This is a genomic window from Stenotrophomonas sp. (assembly GCF_032056425.1).
Lineage (GTDB): Bacteria > Pseudomonadota > Gammaproteobacteria > Xanthomonadales > Xanthomonadaceae > Stenotrophomonas.
This window is the reverse complement of the sequence record NZ_DAMBCN010000004.1, coordinates 141,922-154,576: the sequence shown is the minus strand read 5'-3', so window position 1 is coordinate 154,576 and position 12,655 is coordinate 141,922. Positions and strand designations below refer to the sequence as shown.

Here is a 12,655-nt window from a genome sequence, read left to right as displayed (position 1 = left end):
GGAGCCCCCATGGCCGCAAATGAATTTCCCGCGGGCGCCCGCCAGGGACGCGCTGAAACCCCTCCTGCCGACCACTGGCAGCGCTGGGCCACGCCCGACGCGCCGCCCGCCGTGGCGGCGGCCACACCTGCGCCCCTGAGCGGGGCAACCACGGGCCCTGAACCCACCGCGGGCAGCGAACTGCCGGCACCGCCACCGCTACCGTTCGCGCTGCCGCAGGGCGAGGCAGGCAACAGCGATGCCGCGCCGCCCCCGGCCGATTCGCCGTACCGCGTACTGATCGTCGAAGACGACCGCGCGCAGGCGCTGTTCGCACAGAGCGTGCTGCACGGCGCAGGCATGCAGGCGATGGTGCTGGGCGACCCGGATGCCGTACCGCAGGCCATCCGCGAGCAGCGCCCCGATCTGATCCTGATGGACCTGCACCTGCCCGGCGTGGACGGCATGCGCCTGACTGCAATGATCCGCCAGCAGCCGGGCATGCAGTTGCTGCCTATCGTGTTCCTCAGCGGCGACCCGGACCCGGAGCGCCAGTTCGAAGTGCTGGACTGCGGCGCCGACGATTACCTCAGCAAGCCGATCCGGCCGCGCCACTTGATTGCCGCCGTGGCCAACCGCATCCGCCGCGCCCGCGCGCAGGCCGCCACGCTGCCCGGCGCGCACGGCGCACCGGCCACCAGCAACCCGGAAACCGGCCTGCCCACCCGCCACCACGTGCTGCAGCAACTGAACGCCGCACTGGTCCATCACAGCCACGGTGGCGTGTTCTTCATCGAGATTTCCAGCGCGCTGGGCCTGCGCGAACGCTACGGCTATGCCGCGTTCGAGCGGCTGATGGTGCAGGCTGGCCAACGCCTGGCCGAAGCGGGCCATCCGCATCTGCTGGCACGCCTGAACGACAACAGCTTCCTGCTGCTGGCCCGCGACGCCCATGAGGACCACCTGGAAACGCTGGCCGCTAGCCTGCGCGAACAGCTGTCCGCACGGGCCTTCGTGATCCGGGACGACGAATCGGTACACCTGCGCGGCGTGGTCGGTTATGCACCGCTGTCACCGGGCTTCGACGATGCCGCCAGCGCGCTGGAGGCGGTCGAACGCACTACGCTGCAGGCGCGACTGCTCAGCTCCGGCGTCGCAGGTCATGTGCACCGCCAGGCGGTGAGTGACGACGAGCACCTCGCCCTGCTGGAAGGCCAACTGGAACTGGCGTACCAGCCGATCGTGTCGGTGGCCGGTGGTGGCAGCGCGCAGTACCAGTTGCTGCTGCGCCTGCGCCAGGAAGACGGCACGGTGCTGACAGCCGGCCAGGTGATTCCCGCCGCCGAAGCCGCCGGGCGTATTGCCGATCTGGACCAGCAGGTACTGGAGCACGCCATGGGCCTGCTCGATCTGTACCGCCACGCCACCCACCCGTTGAACCTGTTCGTCTCGCAGTCGCTGCGCACCCTGCAGCGCGATGCGTTCGCCGATTGGCTGCTGGAATCGCTGCAGCAGCGAGAGCTGCCCGGCAGCGCGCTGGTGATCGATGTGCGCCTGCCGGATGCGCTGATCCACACCGTGCAGCTGCAGCAGTTCTGCCAGCGCATGGCCAGCGCCGGCGTGCGCTTCTGCCTCAGTCAGTTCGAGCCGGGCAGCGAAGCCGATGCCCTGCTGACCCAGTTGCCGCTGGCCTTCGTTCGCATGGCCGCACGCTTTTCCAGCAGCCACGCCAACCCTGGCACGCGCGAGGAACTGCGACGGGCGATCGAACAGGCGCATGCCGCCGGCCTGCAGATCATCGGCCAGCAGATCGAAGACCCACAGGCCGCGGCGGCCATGTGGGTGGGCGGCGTCGACTACATCCAGGGCAACATGGTGCAGTCGGCGGGCAGCGACCTGAACTTCGATTTCCAGAACGCGGTGCTCTGAGTGCCGCTGACCGTCGCGCTGCTGGCGGCGCTGGGCCTGGCCGCGGCGGGGCTTGCGACACTGGCCCTGCGGCTGCGGGCGCGCGGCCAGCAACTGGTCGCCAGCCAGCGCGAACGCACGGTGCTGGCCAGCGAACGCGACCAGCTGCGGCGCACCACCGAGCGCCAAGGGCAGCTGGAACACCAGCTGCTGCAGGCCAAGCAGGCCGCCGAAGCCGCCGTGCTGGCCAAGGGTGAGTTCCTGGCCACCATGAGCCACGAGATCCGCACCCCGCTCAACGGCATCCTGCCCATGCTGGAACTGATCGCCCGTGGTCCGTTGGGACAGGACCAGCGACAGATGTTGGCCACCGCATCGGCCAGCTCGCAGCAGCTGCTGCGCATCGTCGATGACATCCTGGACTATTCGCGGCTGGAAGCGCAGGCGCTGGAACTGGAAATCACCACGTTCAACCTGCGCGAACTGCTGGATGGCGTGGTACAGCTGATGCAGCGCGCCGCCGAGTCGAAGGGGCTTTCCGTAAGCCTGCAGCTGGACCCGGCGGTACGCCTGTCGGTGCGTGGCGACCCGGTGCGGCTGCGCCAGGTCCTCAGCAACCTGCTGGCCAATGCCATCAAATTCACCGCACGCGGCCACGTACAGCTGCGCGTGCAGCGGCTGGGCGAAGGACCGGCCCAGCACCAGCTGCGGTTTGAAGTGGTCGACACCGGCATCGGCATCGACCAGGCGCTGCAGGCGCGCTTGTTCCAGTCCTTCAGCCAGGCCGATGCATCGACCACCCGCCTGTATGGCGGCACCGGTCTGGGCCTGGCCATCTGCAAGCGCATCATCGACCTGATGCACGGCCAGATCGGCGTGCAGTCCACGCCCGGCCAGGGCGCCACGTTCTGGTTCGAGATCCCGCTGTTGAAGGTGCCCGGCGACCTGCCGGCATCGGCCCGCGGCCCGGCCGCGCTGCTGCTGTACAGCGCCGACCCGCTGCTGCAGGCACGGGTGGAACGCATTGCCGTGCACCACGGCCTGCAGGCGCAGGCGCTGTCCGATCTGGAGGCGCTGGTGCAGCGCCTGCGCAGCGCGCCTCGGCCCGGCCAGCCCGCCCCGGCGTGGCTGCTGGTGGATGCACGCCAGCGCCGCCAGGGCGAGGCCACGCTGCAGCGCGCGTTGGCCGACCGTGGCGACGACGACGCGCTGCAGGTGCTGTGGTTGCAGGACGACATCGCACCGGCACGCCCCCGCCAGCAGCAGTTGCCGGCCACCTTCACCGATGCCGCGCTGCACGCCCTGCTGGGCGCTCCGGCAGCCTCTGCACGCCCCGCCCCCCTGCTGTCCGCAGACGGTGGTGCGCCGCTCGTTGCGCTGCCCGCGCTGGGGCTGCGGGTGCTGCTGGTGGAAGACAATGCGGTGAACCGCATGGTGGCCGAACAGCTGTTGAAGGTGTTCCAGTGCCAGGTGCGCAATGCCGCCGACGGCGAACAGGCGCTGGTGGCACTGCGTGCCGGCGGCATCGACGTGGTGTTGATGGACTGCCAGATGCCAGTACTGGACGGCTACAGCGCCACGCGCCACTGGCGGCATGAAGAAGCGCAGACCGGCCAGGAGCGCCTGCCGATCATCGCCATGACCGCCAACGCCATGGCCGGCGATCGCGAGCGCTGCCTACAGGCAGGCATGGACGACTATCTGTCCAAGCCGATTGACCGCGAAGTCCTGCACGCCCTGCTGCAGCGCTGGGGCGGCGCACCCGCAATCGTAGAGTCGAGCTTGCTCGACTGCGATAGGCATGGCGATAGTCGAGCAAGCTCGACGCTACCAGCGCCCGACAAAGACAGTCAGCCACAGCCGGTGCTCGACCGCAGCGTGCTGGAGGAACTGCAGAGTGTGATCGGTCCGGCCGCGCTGCAGATCGTGGCCGTATTCCTGGAAGATGCGCCGCTGCTGGTGCAGCAGCTGCAGCAGGCCGCACAGGGTGAGGACATCGAGCGCCTGCAGGCGCTGTCGCACAGCCTCAAATCCTCCAGCGCCAACGTCGGTGCGCTGTCACTGTCGGCGGTGGCCACGCGCATCGAGCGTGAAGCCCGGGGCGGCACGCTGCAGCGCCCCGCCGTGGCGGTGGCGCTGCTGGTGGCCGAGTTTGCCCGTGCGCGCGTGGCGCTGACCGGCTACCTGGGCCAGCACCGGTAACCGGTAGAGTCGAGCTTGCTCGACTACTTCAGGCAAAAACAGTCGAGCAAGCTCGACTCTACGCTGCGGGTTCCATCACTCTTCGAGCTTGCTCAGCAGGTACTTCGGCTCGCCGATGCGCTCGATCAGGTCCAGCTGGGTTTCCAGCCAGTCGATGTGCTCTTCTTCCGAATCCAGGATCTTCACGAACAGCTGGCGGCTGACGTAGTCACCGACCGAATCGGCATAGGCCACCGCGTCGCGCAGGGTCACCACGCCGTCGCGTTCCAGCGACAGGTCGCACTGCAGGATCTCGGTCGGGTTTTCGCCGATGCGCAGCTTGCCCAGCGCCTGGAAGTTGGGCAGGCCTTCAAGGAACAGAATGCGGTCGGCGAGCATGTCGGCATGCTTCATCTCGTCGATCGATTCCTTGTACTCATGCTCGGCCAGTTCCTTGATGCCCCAGTTCTTTAGCATCTTGGCGTGCAGGAAGTACTGGTTGATCGCGGTCAGCTCGTTGTAGAGGACCTTGTTGAGGAATTCGATGACCTTGGTGTCGCCCTTCATGGGGATGCTCCTGCACGCTGAAAACGCGGGCACTGTAACGCCTTGCGCGCGGGCGTGAAGGAACGCGAATCGTGCGCATTGGCCAGTGCAGCCAGCGGTGAAGCAGGAGTGAGCGTGGCGTCAGTGCCGCGCGACAGGCGGATCAGGCCGCCTGCAGGCCCAGCACGGGCAGCGGCAGGTCGTGCGTGGCCAGCGCCTTGGCCAGCAGGTCGCCGGCCATGTCCAGGCAGGAACCGCAGGTGGCGCCGCAACCGGTACGCATGGTCAGCTCGCCCACCGACGTGACGCCCTGCGAGGCGGCTTCGCGGATCTGGTGGTCGGTAACACCATTGCAGATGCAGACGTACACGGGCAGGAACCAGGCTGACAGGCCGGAAGCGGCCTGGTCGCTATTCCAATGCAAACGAGAATGGTTGTCAATCAATGACCTGAACCATTCTCGCTACCGTTCAGGCCACTAGGTGGCCGGACCGTCACCCTGGGCCTTCTTCGGCCAGTACCCGCGGCTGCGCGGGCGCTTGCGTGGGCGGTCATGGCCGGCCGCCTGGCCGGGCATCCAGGCCTCGGCCGCGCTCTTGGGCATGGAGGTGACCCCCTGCCCGGCCACCCCGCGTGCCAGCGGCGCCAGATGGCGCAGGGCACGGGCGTAGACGCCACGCTTGAACATGACCACGTGTTCCACCGGGTACCAGAAATCGACCCAGCGCCAGTGGTCGAACTCCGGCGAGTCGGTATGGTCCAGCCGCACGTGCGACTCATCGCCGGTCAGGCGTAGCAGGAACCAGACCTGCTTCTGACCGATGCAGACCTGCCGTTCATTGCGGCGGATGGCCCGCGCCGGCAGTTTGTAGCGCAGCCAGCCCGGTGTCGCGCCCAGCACTTCCACGTGCTCGGGCAGCAGTCCGGTTTCTTCCTGCAGTTCACGATACATGGCTTCGACGGGGGTCTCGTCGGTGTTCATTCCGCCCTGCGGGAACTGCCAGCCATCCCGGCGCACACGTCGTGCCCAGAATACCTGCCCGTCCTGCCGCATCAGCACAATGCCGACGTTCGGTCGATAGCCGTCCGGATCGATCACGATGCGGACTCCTAAGAAAATCTACTGGCTGGGACTATCCCATGACGCCTGTCAGGCCACAAGCACGTTACAAAGGTGTTGACAGGCCCAGTACACATGCGCAGAATAGCGGGCTCACCAAGGCTATGTAGCTCAGCCGGTTAGAGCACAGCACTCATAATGCTGGGGTCGGTGGTTCGAGTCCACCCATAGCCACCACATTGAAGTTGTTTTTCAATGTGAAAAATGTGAGAATAGTTGTTCGCGACATTGCCCCGTCGCCAAGCGGTAAGGCACCTGACTCTGACTCAGGCATTCGGTGGTTCGAATCCATCCGGGGCAGCCAAATTAGAAAACAAAAGGCCTGATCGAAAGATCAGGCCTTTTGTTTTGCGTGCGCATCACTGGGGGGGCAGAGCCTTTTCCTGCGGAAAAGGATCCGACCCCCAACCCCCAGAACGACAAAAGCCCGGCCGAAGCCGGGCTTTTGCGTTTCCAACCAGCGGGCCCCCGAGGGAGCCCAACCAGGCGCAATGGATCAGCGCTTGGAGAACTGGGTGGCGCGACGGGCCTTGTGCAGACCGACCTTCTTACGCTCGACTTCACGGGCGTCACGGGTCATGAAGCCAGCCTTGCGCAGCTCGGACTTCAGGGTTTCGTCGTACTCGACCAGTGCACGGGCGATGCCCAGACGGATCGCACCGGCCTGGCCGGTGGTGCCGCCGCCAGCGGCGGTGACCAGGATGTCGAAGCTTTCGGTGTTCTTGGTCAGCTCGAGCGGCTGGCGCACGATCATGCGCGCGGTCTCACGACCGAAGAACTCGTCCAGCGGACGGCCATTGACGGTGATGTTGCCCGAACCCTTGCGCAGGAACACGCGAGCGGTGGAGGACTTGCGGCGGCCAGTGCCGTAGTTTTGAGTGATAGCCATGATTAGATATCCAGAACCTGCGGCTGCTGTGCGGCGTGCGGATGCTCAGTGCCGGCGTAGACCTTGAGCTTGCGGTACATCTGGCGACCCAGCGGGCCCTTCGGCAGCATGCCCTTCACGGCGATCTCGATCACGCGCTCCGGGTGGCGCTCCAGCGCCTGTGCCAGGGATTCGGTCTTCAGGTTGCCGATGTAGCCGGTGAAACGGTGATACATCTTGTCCTGCAGCTTCTTGCCGGTGACGGCAATCTTTTCTGCATTGATGACGACCAGGTAGTCGCCGGTATCAACGTGGGGGGTGTAGACCGGCTTGTGCTTGCCGCGCAGACGGCGGGCCAGCTCGGTGGCGAGACGGCCCAGGGTCTTGCCCTCGGCGTCGACGAGGTACCAGTCGCGCTGGACGGTCTCGTTCTTGGCAGTGAAAGTGCTCATGAAGAACTCTAGGTTAGGTCGGGCTCATTGCGACGAAAGGCTCGCCGGAACTCTGCCACGCGTTGTGAAAAGGTGAAGCGTAAGAGGCGGGATTGTACGCACCCGGCCTGCCCGACGCAAGCGCCCCGGTCCTGGGTTGGCAGGGCCCGGGCGCCGGGCGAGAATCGCAGGTCCCCCGCCCCACCCGTGCTGCCATGACCGCGCTCCGCCAGACCACCCCGCTGGACCACCTGCTGACCGAGGCGCAGCGCGCCCTGGACACGGTATTCGGCAATCCGCCGGCCGCCCGCCCCTACCCGGCGGCGGACACCGACGAACCGGGCATGGACCGCGCGCAGCGGCGCCATGCGGCGGGCCTGATGCGCATCAACCACGTGGGCGAGGTCTGCGCGCAGGGCCTGTACTTCGGCCAGGCCGCCGTGGCCCGCGACCCGGCCACCCGCGAACACCTGCTGGAAGCGGCGCAGGAAGAAACCGACCACCTGGCCTGGTGCGCCACCCGCCTGGGTGAGCTGGACAGCCGGCCGAGCCTGTTCAACCCGCTCTGGTACGCCGGCAGCTACACCATCGGCACCCTGGCCGGGTTGCGCGGCGACGGCTGGAACCTGGGCTTCGTGGTTGAAACCGAGCGCCAGGTGGAGGCCCACCTGGACGAGCACCTGGTGGACCTGCCGGCGGGCGACCTGCGCAGCCGTGCGGTCATCGAGGTGATGAAAGAGGACGAGGCGCGGCACGCCGAGCACGCCGAACACGCCGGCGCACGCCGCCTGCCGTTCCCGATTCCGGGCGCGATGGCGCTGGCTTCGAAGGTGATGAAGACCATCGCCTACCGGCTGTAGGGAACCCGCCGGGGTCGGATCCCTTTCCCATCGGGAAAGGGCTCTGACCCCTTACGGTCCGATGGGGTCAGAGCCCTTTTCCCGTGGAAAAGGGATCCGACCCCGTCAATCAATTGGACGACACCAGTTTCAGCCCGATCACACCCGCCACGATCAGGGCCACGCAGCCCAGCCGCGCCGGCGAGGCACTGTCGTTGAACAGGAAAATGCCCAGCACCGCCACGCCCAGCGCGCCGATCCCGGTCCAGATGGCGTAGGCCGTGCCGACCGGGATGCTCTTCATCGCCTGGCTCATCAGATACAGGCTGATCAGCGCCGAGACGACGGTGGCGGCAGTGGGCAGGGGCTTGCTGAAGCCTTCGGAGTACTTCATTCCGATCGCGAAGCCGATTTCGAACAGGCCGGCCAGCAGCAGATAGATCCAGGGCATGGGTGGGGTCCTTACCTTGTTGAACAAAAACGAAACGGCCCGGTGTTTTCACACCGGGCCGTAGGTCGGTACATCGCCGTGGAACCACTGAACTGCGCAGAGCGCGGTTCCACGGGGCGGGTCGTCCCGCCTGGGTGCGCGATGCCATCGGGCACCGCACACGGGTGTCACTCGGACAGATTGCGCCCGTGGAACAGCTCCTCGATCTCGCGCTTGAGCAGCGCTTCGATCTTCATGCGTTCCTTGAACGACAGGTTCTTGGCCTTTTCCTCGAACAGGTACTGGTCCAGGTCGAAGTCCTTCAGGTGCATCTTCGTGTGGAAGATGTTTTCCTGGTAGACGTTGACGTCGAACATCTCGTAGCGCGACTTGATGTTCTTGGCGAGGAAGTTCTGGATCGAGTTGATCTTGTGATCGATGTAGTGCTTCTTGCCCTTCACATCGCGGGTGAAGCCACGGACGCGGTAGTCCATGATCACGATGTCCGATTCCAGGCTTTCGATCAGGTAGTTCAACGCTTTCAGCGGCGAAATGACGCCACAGGTGGCCACGTCGATGTCGGCGCGGAAGGTGGCGATGCCTTCCTGCGGGTGCGTTTCCGGATAGGTGTGCACGGTGATGTGCGACTTGTCCATGTGCGCGACCACCGCATCGGAGATCAGCTCCTTGCCGGCCTGCTTCTTGTCGATCACCGGTTCTTCGGAGATCAGGATGGTCACCGAGGCACCCTGCGGATCGTAGTCCTGGCGGGCCACGTTCAGGATGTTCGCGCCGATGATCTCGGCGACATCGGTCAAGATTTGAGTCAGCCTGTCGGCGTTGTACTCTTCATCGATGTATTCAATGTAACGCTGACGCTCCTCTTCGGTGCGCGCGTAACACACGTCATAGATGTTGAAGCTCAGCGCCTTGGTGAGGTTGTTGAAACCCTGCAACCTCAGGCGAGGCAACGGCTTGACCACGGCGGTCGATTCCTGTGTGAGATGGGAAAGGGGGAATTATGGGGCAAACTGCCCGCTGGGGGAACGTGAAGGGCTCACGCTTCTGGCACACTATTTGCCCTTAACAGGTGCGCTGGTTAAGCTCCGCCATCGAACCTGTGAATCCGTTCATGCGCAGAGGGAGCGCCCCTATCGTGTCAACCGTGCGCCTAGCTAGCAGCCCATTGGCCTTGGATATCGCCACCATCGATCGTTTTTTGGCGCACAGCCATCGGCGGCGTTACCCCACCCGTACTGACGTTTTCCGCCCTGGAGACCCGGCCGGCACCCTCTATTACGTCATCAGCGGCTCGGTCTCCATCATGGCCGAGGAGGACGACGACCGCGAGCTGGTGCTGGGCTACTTCGGTGCCGGCGAGTTCGTGGGCGAAATGGGCCTGTTCGTGGAATCGGACCGCCGCGAGGTGATCCTGCGCACCCGCACCGCCTGTGAGCTGGCCGAGATCAGCTACGAACGCCTGCACCAATTGTTCCTGGGCCCGCTGTCGGCGGACGCCCCGCGCCTGCTGTACGCGCTGGGCCAGCAGATTTCCAAGCGCCTGCTCGACACCAGCCGCAAGGCCAGCCGCCTGGCGTTCCTGGACGTGACCGACCGTATCGTGCGCACCCTGCACGATCTGGCCCAGGAACCGGAAGCGATGAGCCACCCGCAGGGCAGCCAGCTGCGCGTTTCGCGCCAGGAACTTGCCCGCCTGGTCGGCTGTTCACGTGAAATGGCCGGCCGCGTGCTGAAGAAGCTGCAGACCGACGGCCTGCTGCATGCCCGCGGCAAGACCGTGGTGCTGTACGGCACCCGTTGATCGACAGATGTCCGCCGGGCATGGCCCGGCGCTACCCAAGACCTGCACCACGGTAGCGCCGGGCCATGCCCTGCGGACCGTCGTACGTGCGACAGACCATCGCACGCCCCGCACACGCGCATCCGCTAGGCTCGGGGCATGGAACTGAGCAGCGAATTCTGGTGGTTCATCCTCATCGGCCTCGGCGCACAGCTGGTCGATGGTGCATTGGGCATGGCGTTTGGCCTGGTGTCCTCGTCGGTGCTGCTGGCCATGGGCATCCCGCCAGCGCAGGCCAGCGCGGCCATCCATACCGCCGAGGTGTTCACGACTGGCGCGTCCGGCGTGTCGCATCTGGTCGCCGGGAATGTCGACAAACGCCTGTTCTTCCGTCTGGCCCTGCCTGGCGCCGTGGGCGGCGCGGTCGGTGCCTACGTCCTGACCCAATTACCGGGCGACGCCATACGCCCGCTCATCTACCTGTACCTGCTGGTGCTGGCGATCCTCATCCTGGCCCGCGCGGTCGGGCGCTGGGTGCCCAAGGGCGAGATCCGCCGGGTTCCGGTGCTGGGCTTCTTCGCCGGCCTGCTGGACGCCAGCGGCGGCGGCGGCTGGGGCCCGGTGGCTACCTCTACCCTGCTGGCCCGTGGCGGCCAGGCGCGCACCACCATCGGTACGGTCAATGCCGCCGAATTCGTGGTGACGGTGACCATCTCGGCCACGTTCCTGCTGTCGATGGGCCTGCAACACCTGCAGATCGTGGCCGGCCTGCTGATCGGCGGCATGATGGCCGCGCCGGTGGCGGCGATCCTGGTCAAGCAGGTGAAGGAACGCTGGGTGCTGGTGGCGGTGGGCGTGCTGGTGCTGGGTATCAGCCTGTTCCAGATCGGCCATGCGGTGTATGGGCACCTGTACCGCTGACCGCCCGCCGGGCATGGCCCGGCGCTACCCGCGCCTGTTCCGGTAGCGCCGGGCCATGCCCGGCGGCTCATTCACCGTGCGATGGGGTCAGAGCCCCTTCGGGGATCCGACCCCGGTCAGGCCTTGTCGCCGCCGCGGTCGTCGCAGCCCCAGTTGAGGATGCGGGTCCCCGCCGGCAGCACGCTGCGGAAGAAATCGACTTTGGAACGCTTCGGGTTCACCACCACGGGCGCCTTGGCCGCCAGCAGCAGCGGCAGATCCGCGGTGCTGTCCGAATAGGCGATGTCGATGTCGCCATAGCCGCGCTCGCGCAGCATGCGCATCTTTTCTTCGTTGTGGCAGTGCCGGGTCGGGCCGACCCCGCCCAGCCGCGGGCCCACCTCGGTGCCGATCACCGGCACGTCCTGGTGGGCCACGAACGCCAGGATGGCGCGGGCCAGCTCCGGCGGTGCGCCGGTGGCCACGACCACCCGGTCGCCCTTGGCACGGTGCGCGGCAAACACCTCCAGCGCCTGCGGCAGCAGCTTGGCCCGCATCTGCTGCTCGTTGCGGATCACGTAGGCATCGATGACCCGGTTGAACTCGCGCGCCCGGTGCAGGCCGAAACTGCCGATCCAAACATAGACCGAAATGCCGGTACGGCGGGTCGGCAGCATCGCCACCAGCGGCCCGGCGATCGGCGTGACCAGCAGCGCGGCCAGCATGCGCAGCGGATTGCGCTTGATCAGCGAGGCGAACAGGTGGGTGCCCGAATCCCCGTCGTAGAGAGTGTGGTCGAAGTCGAAAACGACCAGCGGCGCATCCTCGCGCGGCGTTGGATAGTGCGTTGTCATGCCGCGAAGAATAGCTGACGCAGGCCCTCGCCCGGCTCTTCCACGCGCATGAAGGCCTCGCCCACCAGGAACGCGTGGATGCCGGCGTCGCGCATCAGGGCCACGTCCTGCGGGCCAAGGATGCCGCTCTCGGTCACCAGCAGGCGGTCGCGCGGCACGGCTTTCTGCATGTCCAGGGTGGTCTGCAGCGAGACCTCGAAGGTGCGCAGGTTGCGGTTGTTGATGCCGATCATCGGCGCCGGCACCTGCAGCGCGCGCTCCAGTTCGTCGATGTCGTGCACTTCCACCAGCACGTCCATGCCCAGCGACAGCGCCAGTTCGGACAGCGTGGCCAGCTGGGTGTCGTCCAGTGCGGCGACGATCAGCAGGATGCAGTCGGCGCCCAGCACGCGGGCCTCGTACACCTGGTAGGCGTCGATCACGAAGTCCTTGCGCAGCACCGGCAGCGTGCAGGCCTCGCGGGCCTGCTGCAGGTAGGCGTCGGCGCCCTGGAAGAAATCGACATCGGTCAGCACCGACAGGCAGCTGGCGCCGCCGAACTCATAGCTGACGGCGATGTCGGCCGGGCGGAAATCCGGCCGGATCACGCCCTTGGACGGGCTGGCCTTCTTCACCTCGGCGATGACCGCCGGGTCGCCGTTGGCCACCGCCGCCTGCAGCGCGCGCACGAAGCCACGCACCGGTGGGGCACTGGCCACGGCAGCCTGCAGCGCCTCCAGCGGGCGCTGGGCGCGGCGCAGGGCCACTTCATCGGCCTTGCGGGCCAGGATCGTCTGCAGGATGTCGCTCATCGTCGTC

The 12,655-nt window shown here is 66.5% G+C and carries 14 protein-coding genes and 2 tRNA genes; 7 read left to right on the top strand and 9 right to left on the bottom strand.

The genetic code is table 11. From position 1 onward, the window contains the following. The first annotated feature begins 9 nt into the window (after nucleotides 1-9). Both RTY46_RS04995 and RTY46_RS04990 read left to right on the top strand, forming a co-directional pair. Nucleotides 10-1,908, top strand: coding sequence for an EAL domain-containing protein (locus tag RTY46_RS04995; protein WP_312706956.1), 1,899 nt, complete (start codon nucleotides 10-12; stop codon nucleotides 1,906-1,908). Further along, on the top strand, nucleotides 1,909-4,089 hold the full coding sequence (locus tag RTY46_RS04990; protein WP_312706954.1) for an ATP-binding protein: 2,181 nt from the start codon (nucleotides 1,909-1,911) through the stop codon (nucleotides 4,087-4,089). A gap of 75 nt (nucleotides 4,090-4,164) precedes the next feature. On the opposite strand, the gene bfr is transcribed toward RTY46_RS04990, so the two are convergent. The 3 genes from bfr to RTY46_RS04975 form a co-directional block, all read right to left on the bottom strand. Next, nucleotides 4,165-4,635 carry a bacterioferritin gene (gene bfr, locus RTY46_RS04985; RefSeq protein WP_108754386.1) on the bottom strand — a complete coding sequence of 157 codons (471 nt, stop codon included), beginning with the start codon at nucleotides 4,633-4,635 and terminating at the stop codon, nucleotides 4,165-4,167. Between the two features lie 142 nt (nucleotides 4,636-4,777). Further along, nucleotides 4,778-4,984: a (2Fe-2S)-binding protein gene (locus RTY46_RS04980; RefSeq protein WP_057497541.1), complete on the bottom strand. Its 207-nt coding sequence runs from the start codon at nucleotides 4,982-4,984 to the stop codon at nucleotides 4,778-4,780. A gap of 108 nt (nucleotides 4,985-5,092) precedes the next feature. Beyond that, nucleotides 5,093-5,713 (bottom strand): RNA pyrophosphohydrolase, encoded by a 621-nt coding sequence (locus RTY46_RS04975; protein ID WP_108751086.1) that lies wholly within the window; start codon nucleotides 5,711-5,713, stop codon nucleotides 5,093-5,095. Nucleotides 5,714-5,834: 121 nt separating this feature from the next. On the opposite strand from RTY46_RS04975, the gene RTY46_RS04970 reads away from it, so the two are divergent. Continuing rightward, nucleotides 5,835-5,911: transfer RNA gene (locus RTY46_RS04970), tRNA-Met, on the top strand. 52 nt (nucleotides 5,912-5,963) lie between these two features. Then, nucleotides 5,964-6,038 (top strand) — tRNA-Gln (locus RTY46_RS04965). 192 nt (nucleotides 6,039-6,230) lie between these two features. On the opposite strand, the gene rpsI is transcribed toward RTY46_RS04965, so the two are convergent. Continuing rightward, entirely contained in the window at nucleotides 6,231-6,623 is a 393-nt protein-coding gene (rpsI, locus tag RTY46_RS04960; RefSeq protein WP_005411311.1) for a 30S ribosomal protein S9, read from the bottom strand. A 2-nt stretch (nucleotides 6,624-6,625) separates the two neighbouring features. Then, nucleotides 6,626-7,054: a 50S ribosomal protein L13 gene (gene rplM, locus RTY46_RS04955; RefSeq protein WP_005414692.1), complete on the bottom strand. Its 429-nt coding sequence runs from the start codon at nucleotides 7,052-7,054 to the stop codon at nucleotides 6,626-6,628. 194 nt (nucleotides 7,055-7,248) lie between these two features. On the opposite strand from rplM, the gene coq7 reads away from it, so the two are divergent. Further along, entirely contained in the window at nucleotides 7,249-7,893 is a 645-nt protein-coding gene (coq7, locus tag RTY46_RS04950; RefSeq protein WP_312706953.1) for a 2-polyprenyl-3-methyl-6-methoxy-1,4-benzoquinone monooxygenase, read from the top strand. Nucleotides 7,894-8,002: 109 nt separating this feature from the next. Here coq7 and sugE read toward each other — a convergent pair whose 3' ends face one another. Continuing rightward, nucleotides 8,003-8,323: a quaternary ammonium compound efflux SMR transporter SugE gene (gene sugE / locus RTY46_RS04945; RefSeq protein WP_312706952.1), complete on the bottom strand. Its 321-nt coding sequence runs from the start codon at nucleotides 8,321-8,323 to the stop codon at nucleotides 8,003-8,005. A 167-nt stretch (nucleotides 8,324-8,490) separates the two neighbouring features. Then, nucleotides 8,491-9,285 (bottom strand): adenosylmethionine decarboxylase, encoded by a 795-nt coding sequence (gene speD / locus RTY46_RS04940; protein WP_006473908.1) that lies wholly within the window; start codon nucleotides 9,283-9,285, stop codon nucleotides 8,491-8,493. A 149-nt stretch (nucleotides 9,286-9,434) separates the two neighbouring features. Between speD and crp the strand changes: the two genes are divergently transcribed. Continuing rightward, on the top strand, nucleotides 9,435-10,124 hold the full coding sequence (gene crp / locus RTY46_RS04935) for a cAMP-activated global transcriptional regulator CRP (protein ID WP_010482649.1): 690 nt from the start codon (nucleotides 9,435-9,437) through the stop codon (nucleotides 10,122-10,124). 138 nt (nucleotides 10,125-10,262) lie between these two features. Further along, complete coding sequence (locus RTY46_RS04930) at nucleotides 10,263-11,024, top strand: sulfite exporter TauE/SafE family protein (protein ID WP_312706951.1); 762 nt, start codon at nucleotides 10,263-10,265, stop codon at nucleotides 11,022-11,024. A 116-nt stretch (nucleotides 11,025-11,140) separates the two neighbouring features. On the opposite strand, the gene RTY46_RS04925 is transcribed toward RTY46_RS04930, so the two are convergent. Then, nucleotides 11,141-11,857: a haloacid dehalogenase-like hydrolase gene (locus RTY46_RS04925; protein WP_312706950.1), complete on the bottom strand. Its 717-nt coding sequence runs from the start codon at nucleotides 11,855-11,857 to the stop codon at nucleotides 11,141-11,143. Beyond that, nucleotides 11,854-12,648, bottom strand: a complete 795-nt coding sequence (gene trpC / locus RTY46_RS04920) for an indole-3-glycerol phosphate synthase TrpC (protein ID WP_312706949.1) — start codon at nucleotides 12,646-12,648, stop codon at nucleotides 11,854-11,856. The genes RTY46_RS04925 and trpC overlap by 4 nt, the downstream gene beginning before the upstream one ends. Between the last annotated feature and the right edge of the window lie 7 nt (nucleotides 12,649-12,655).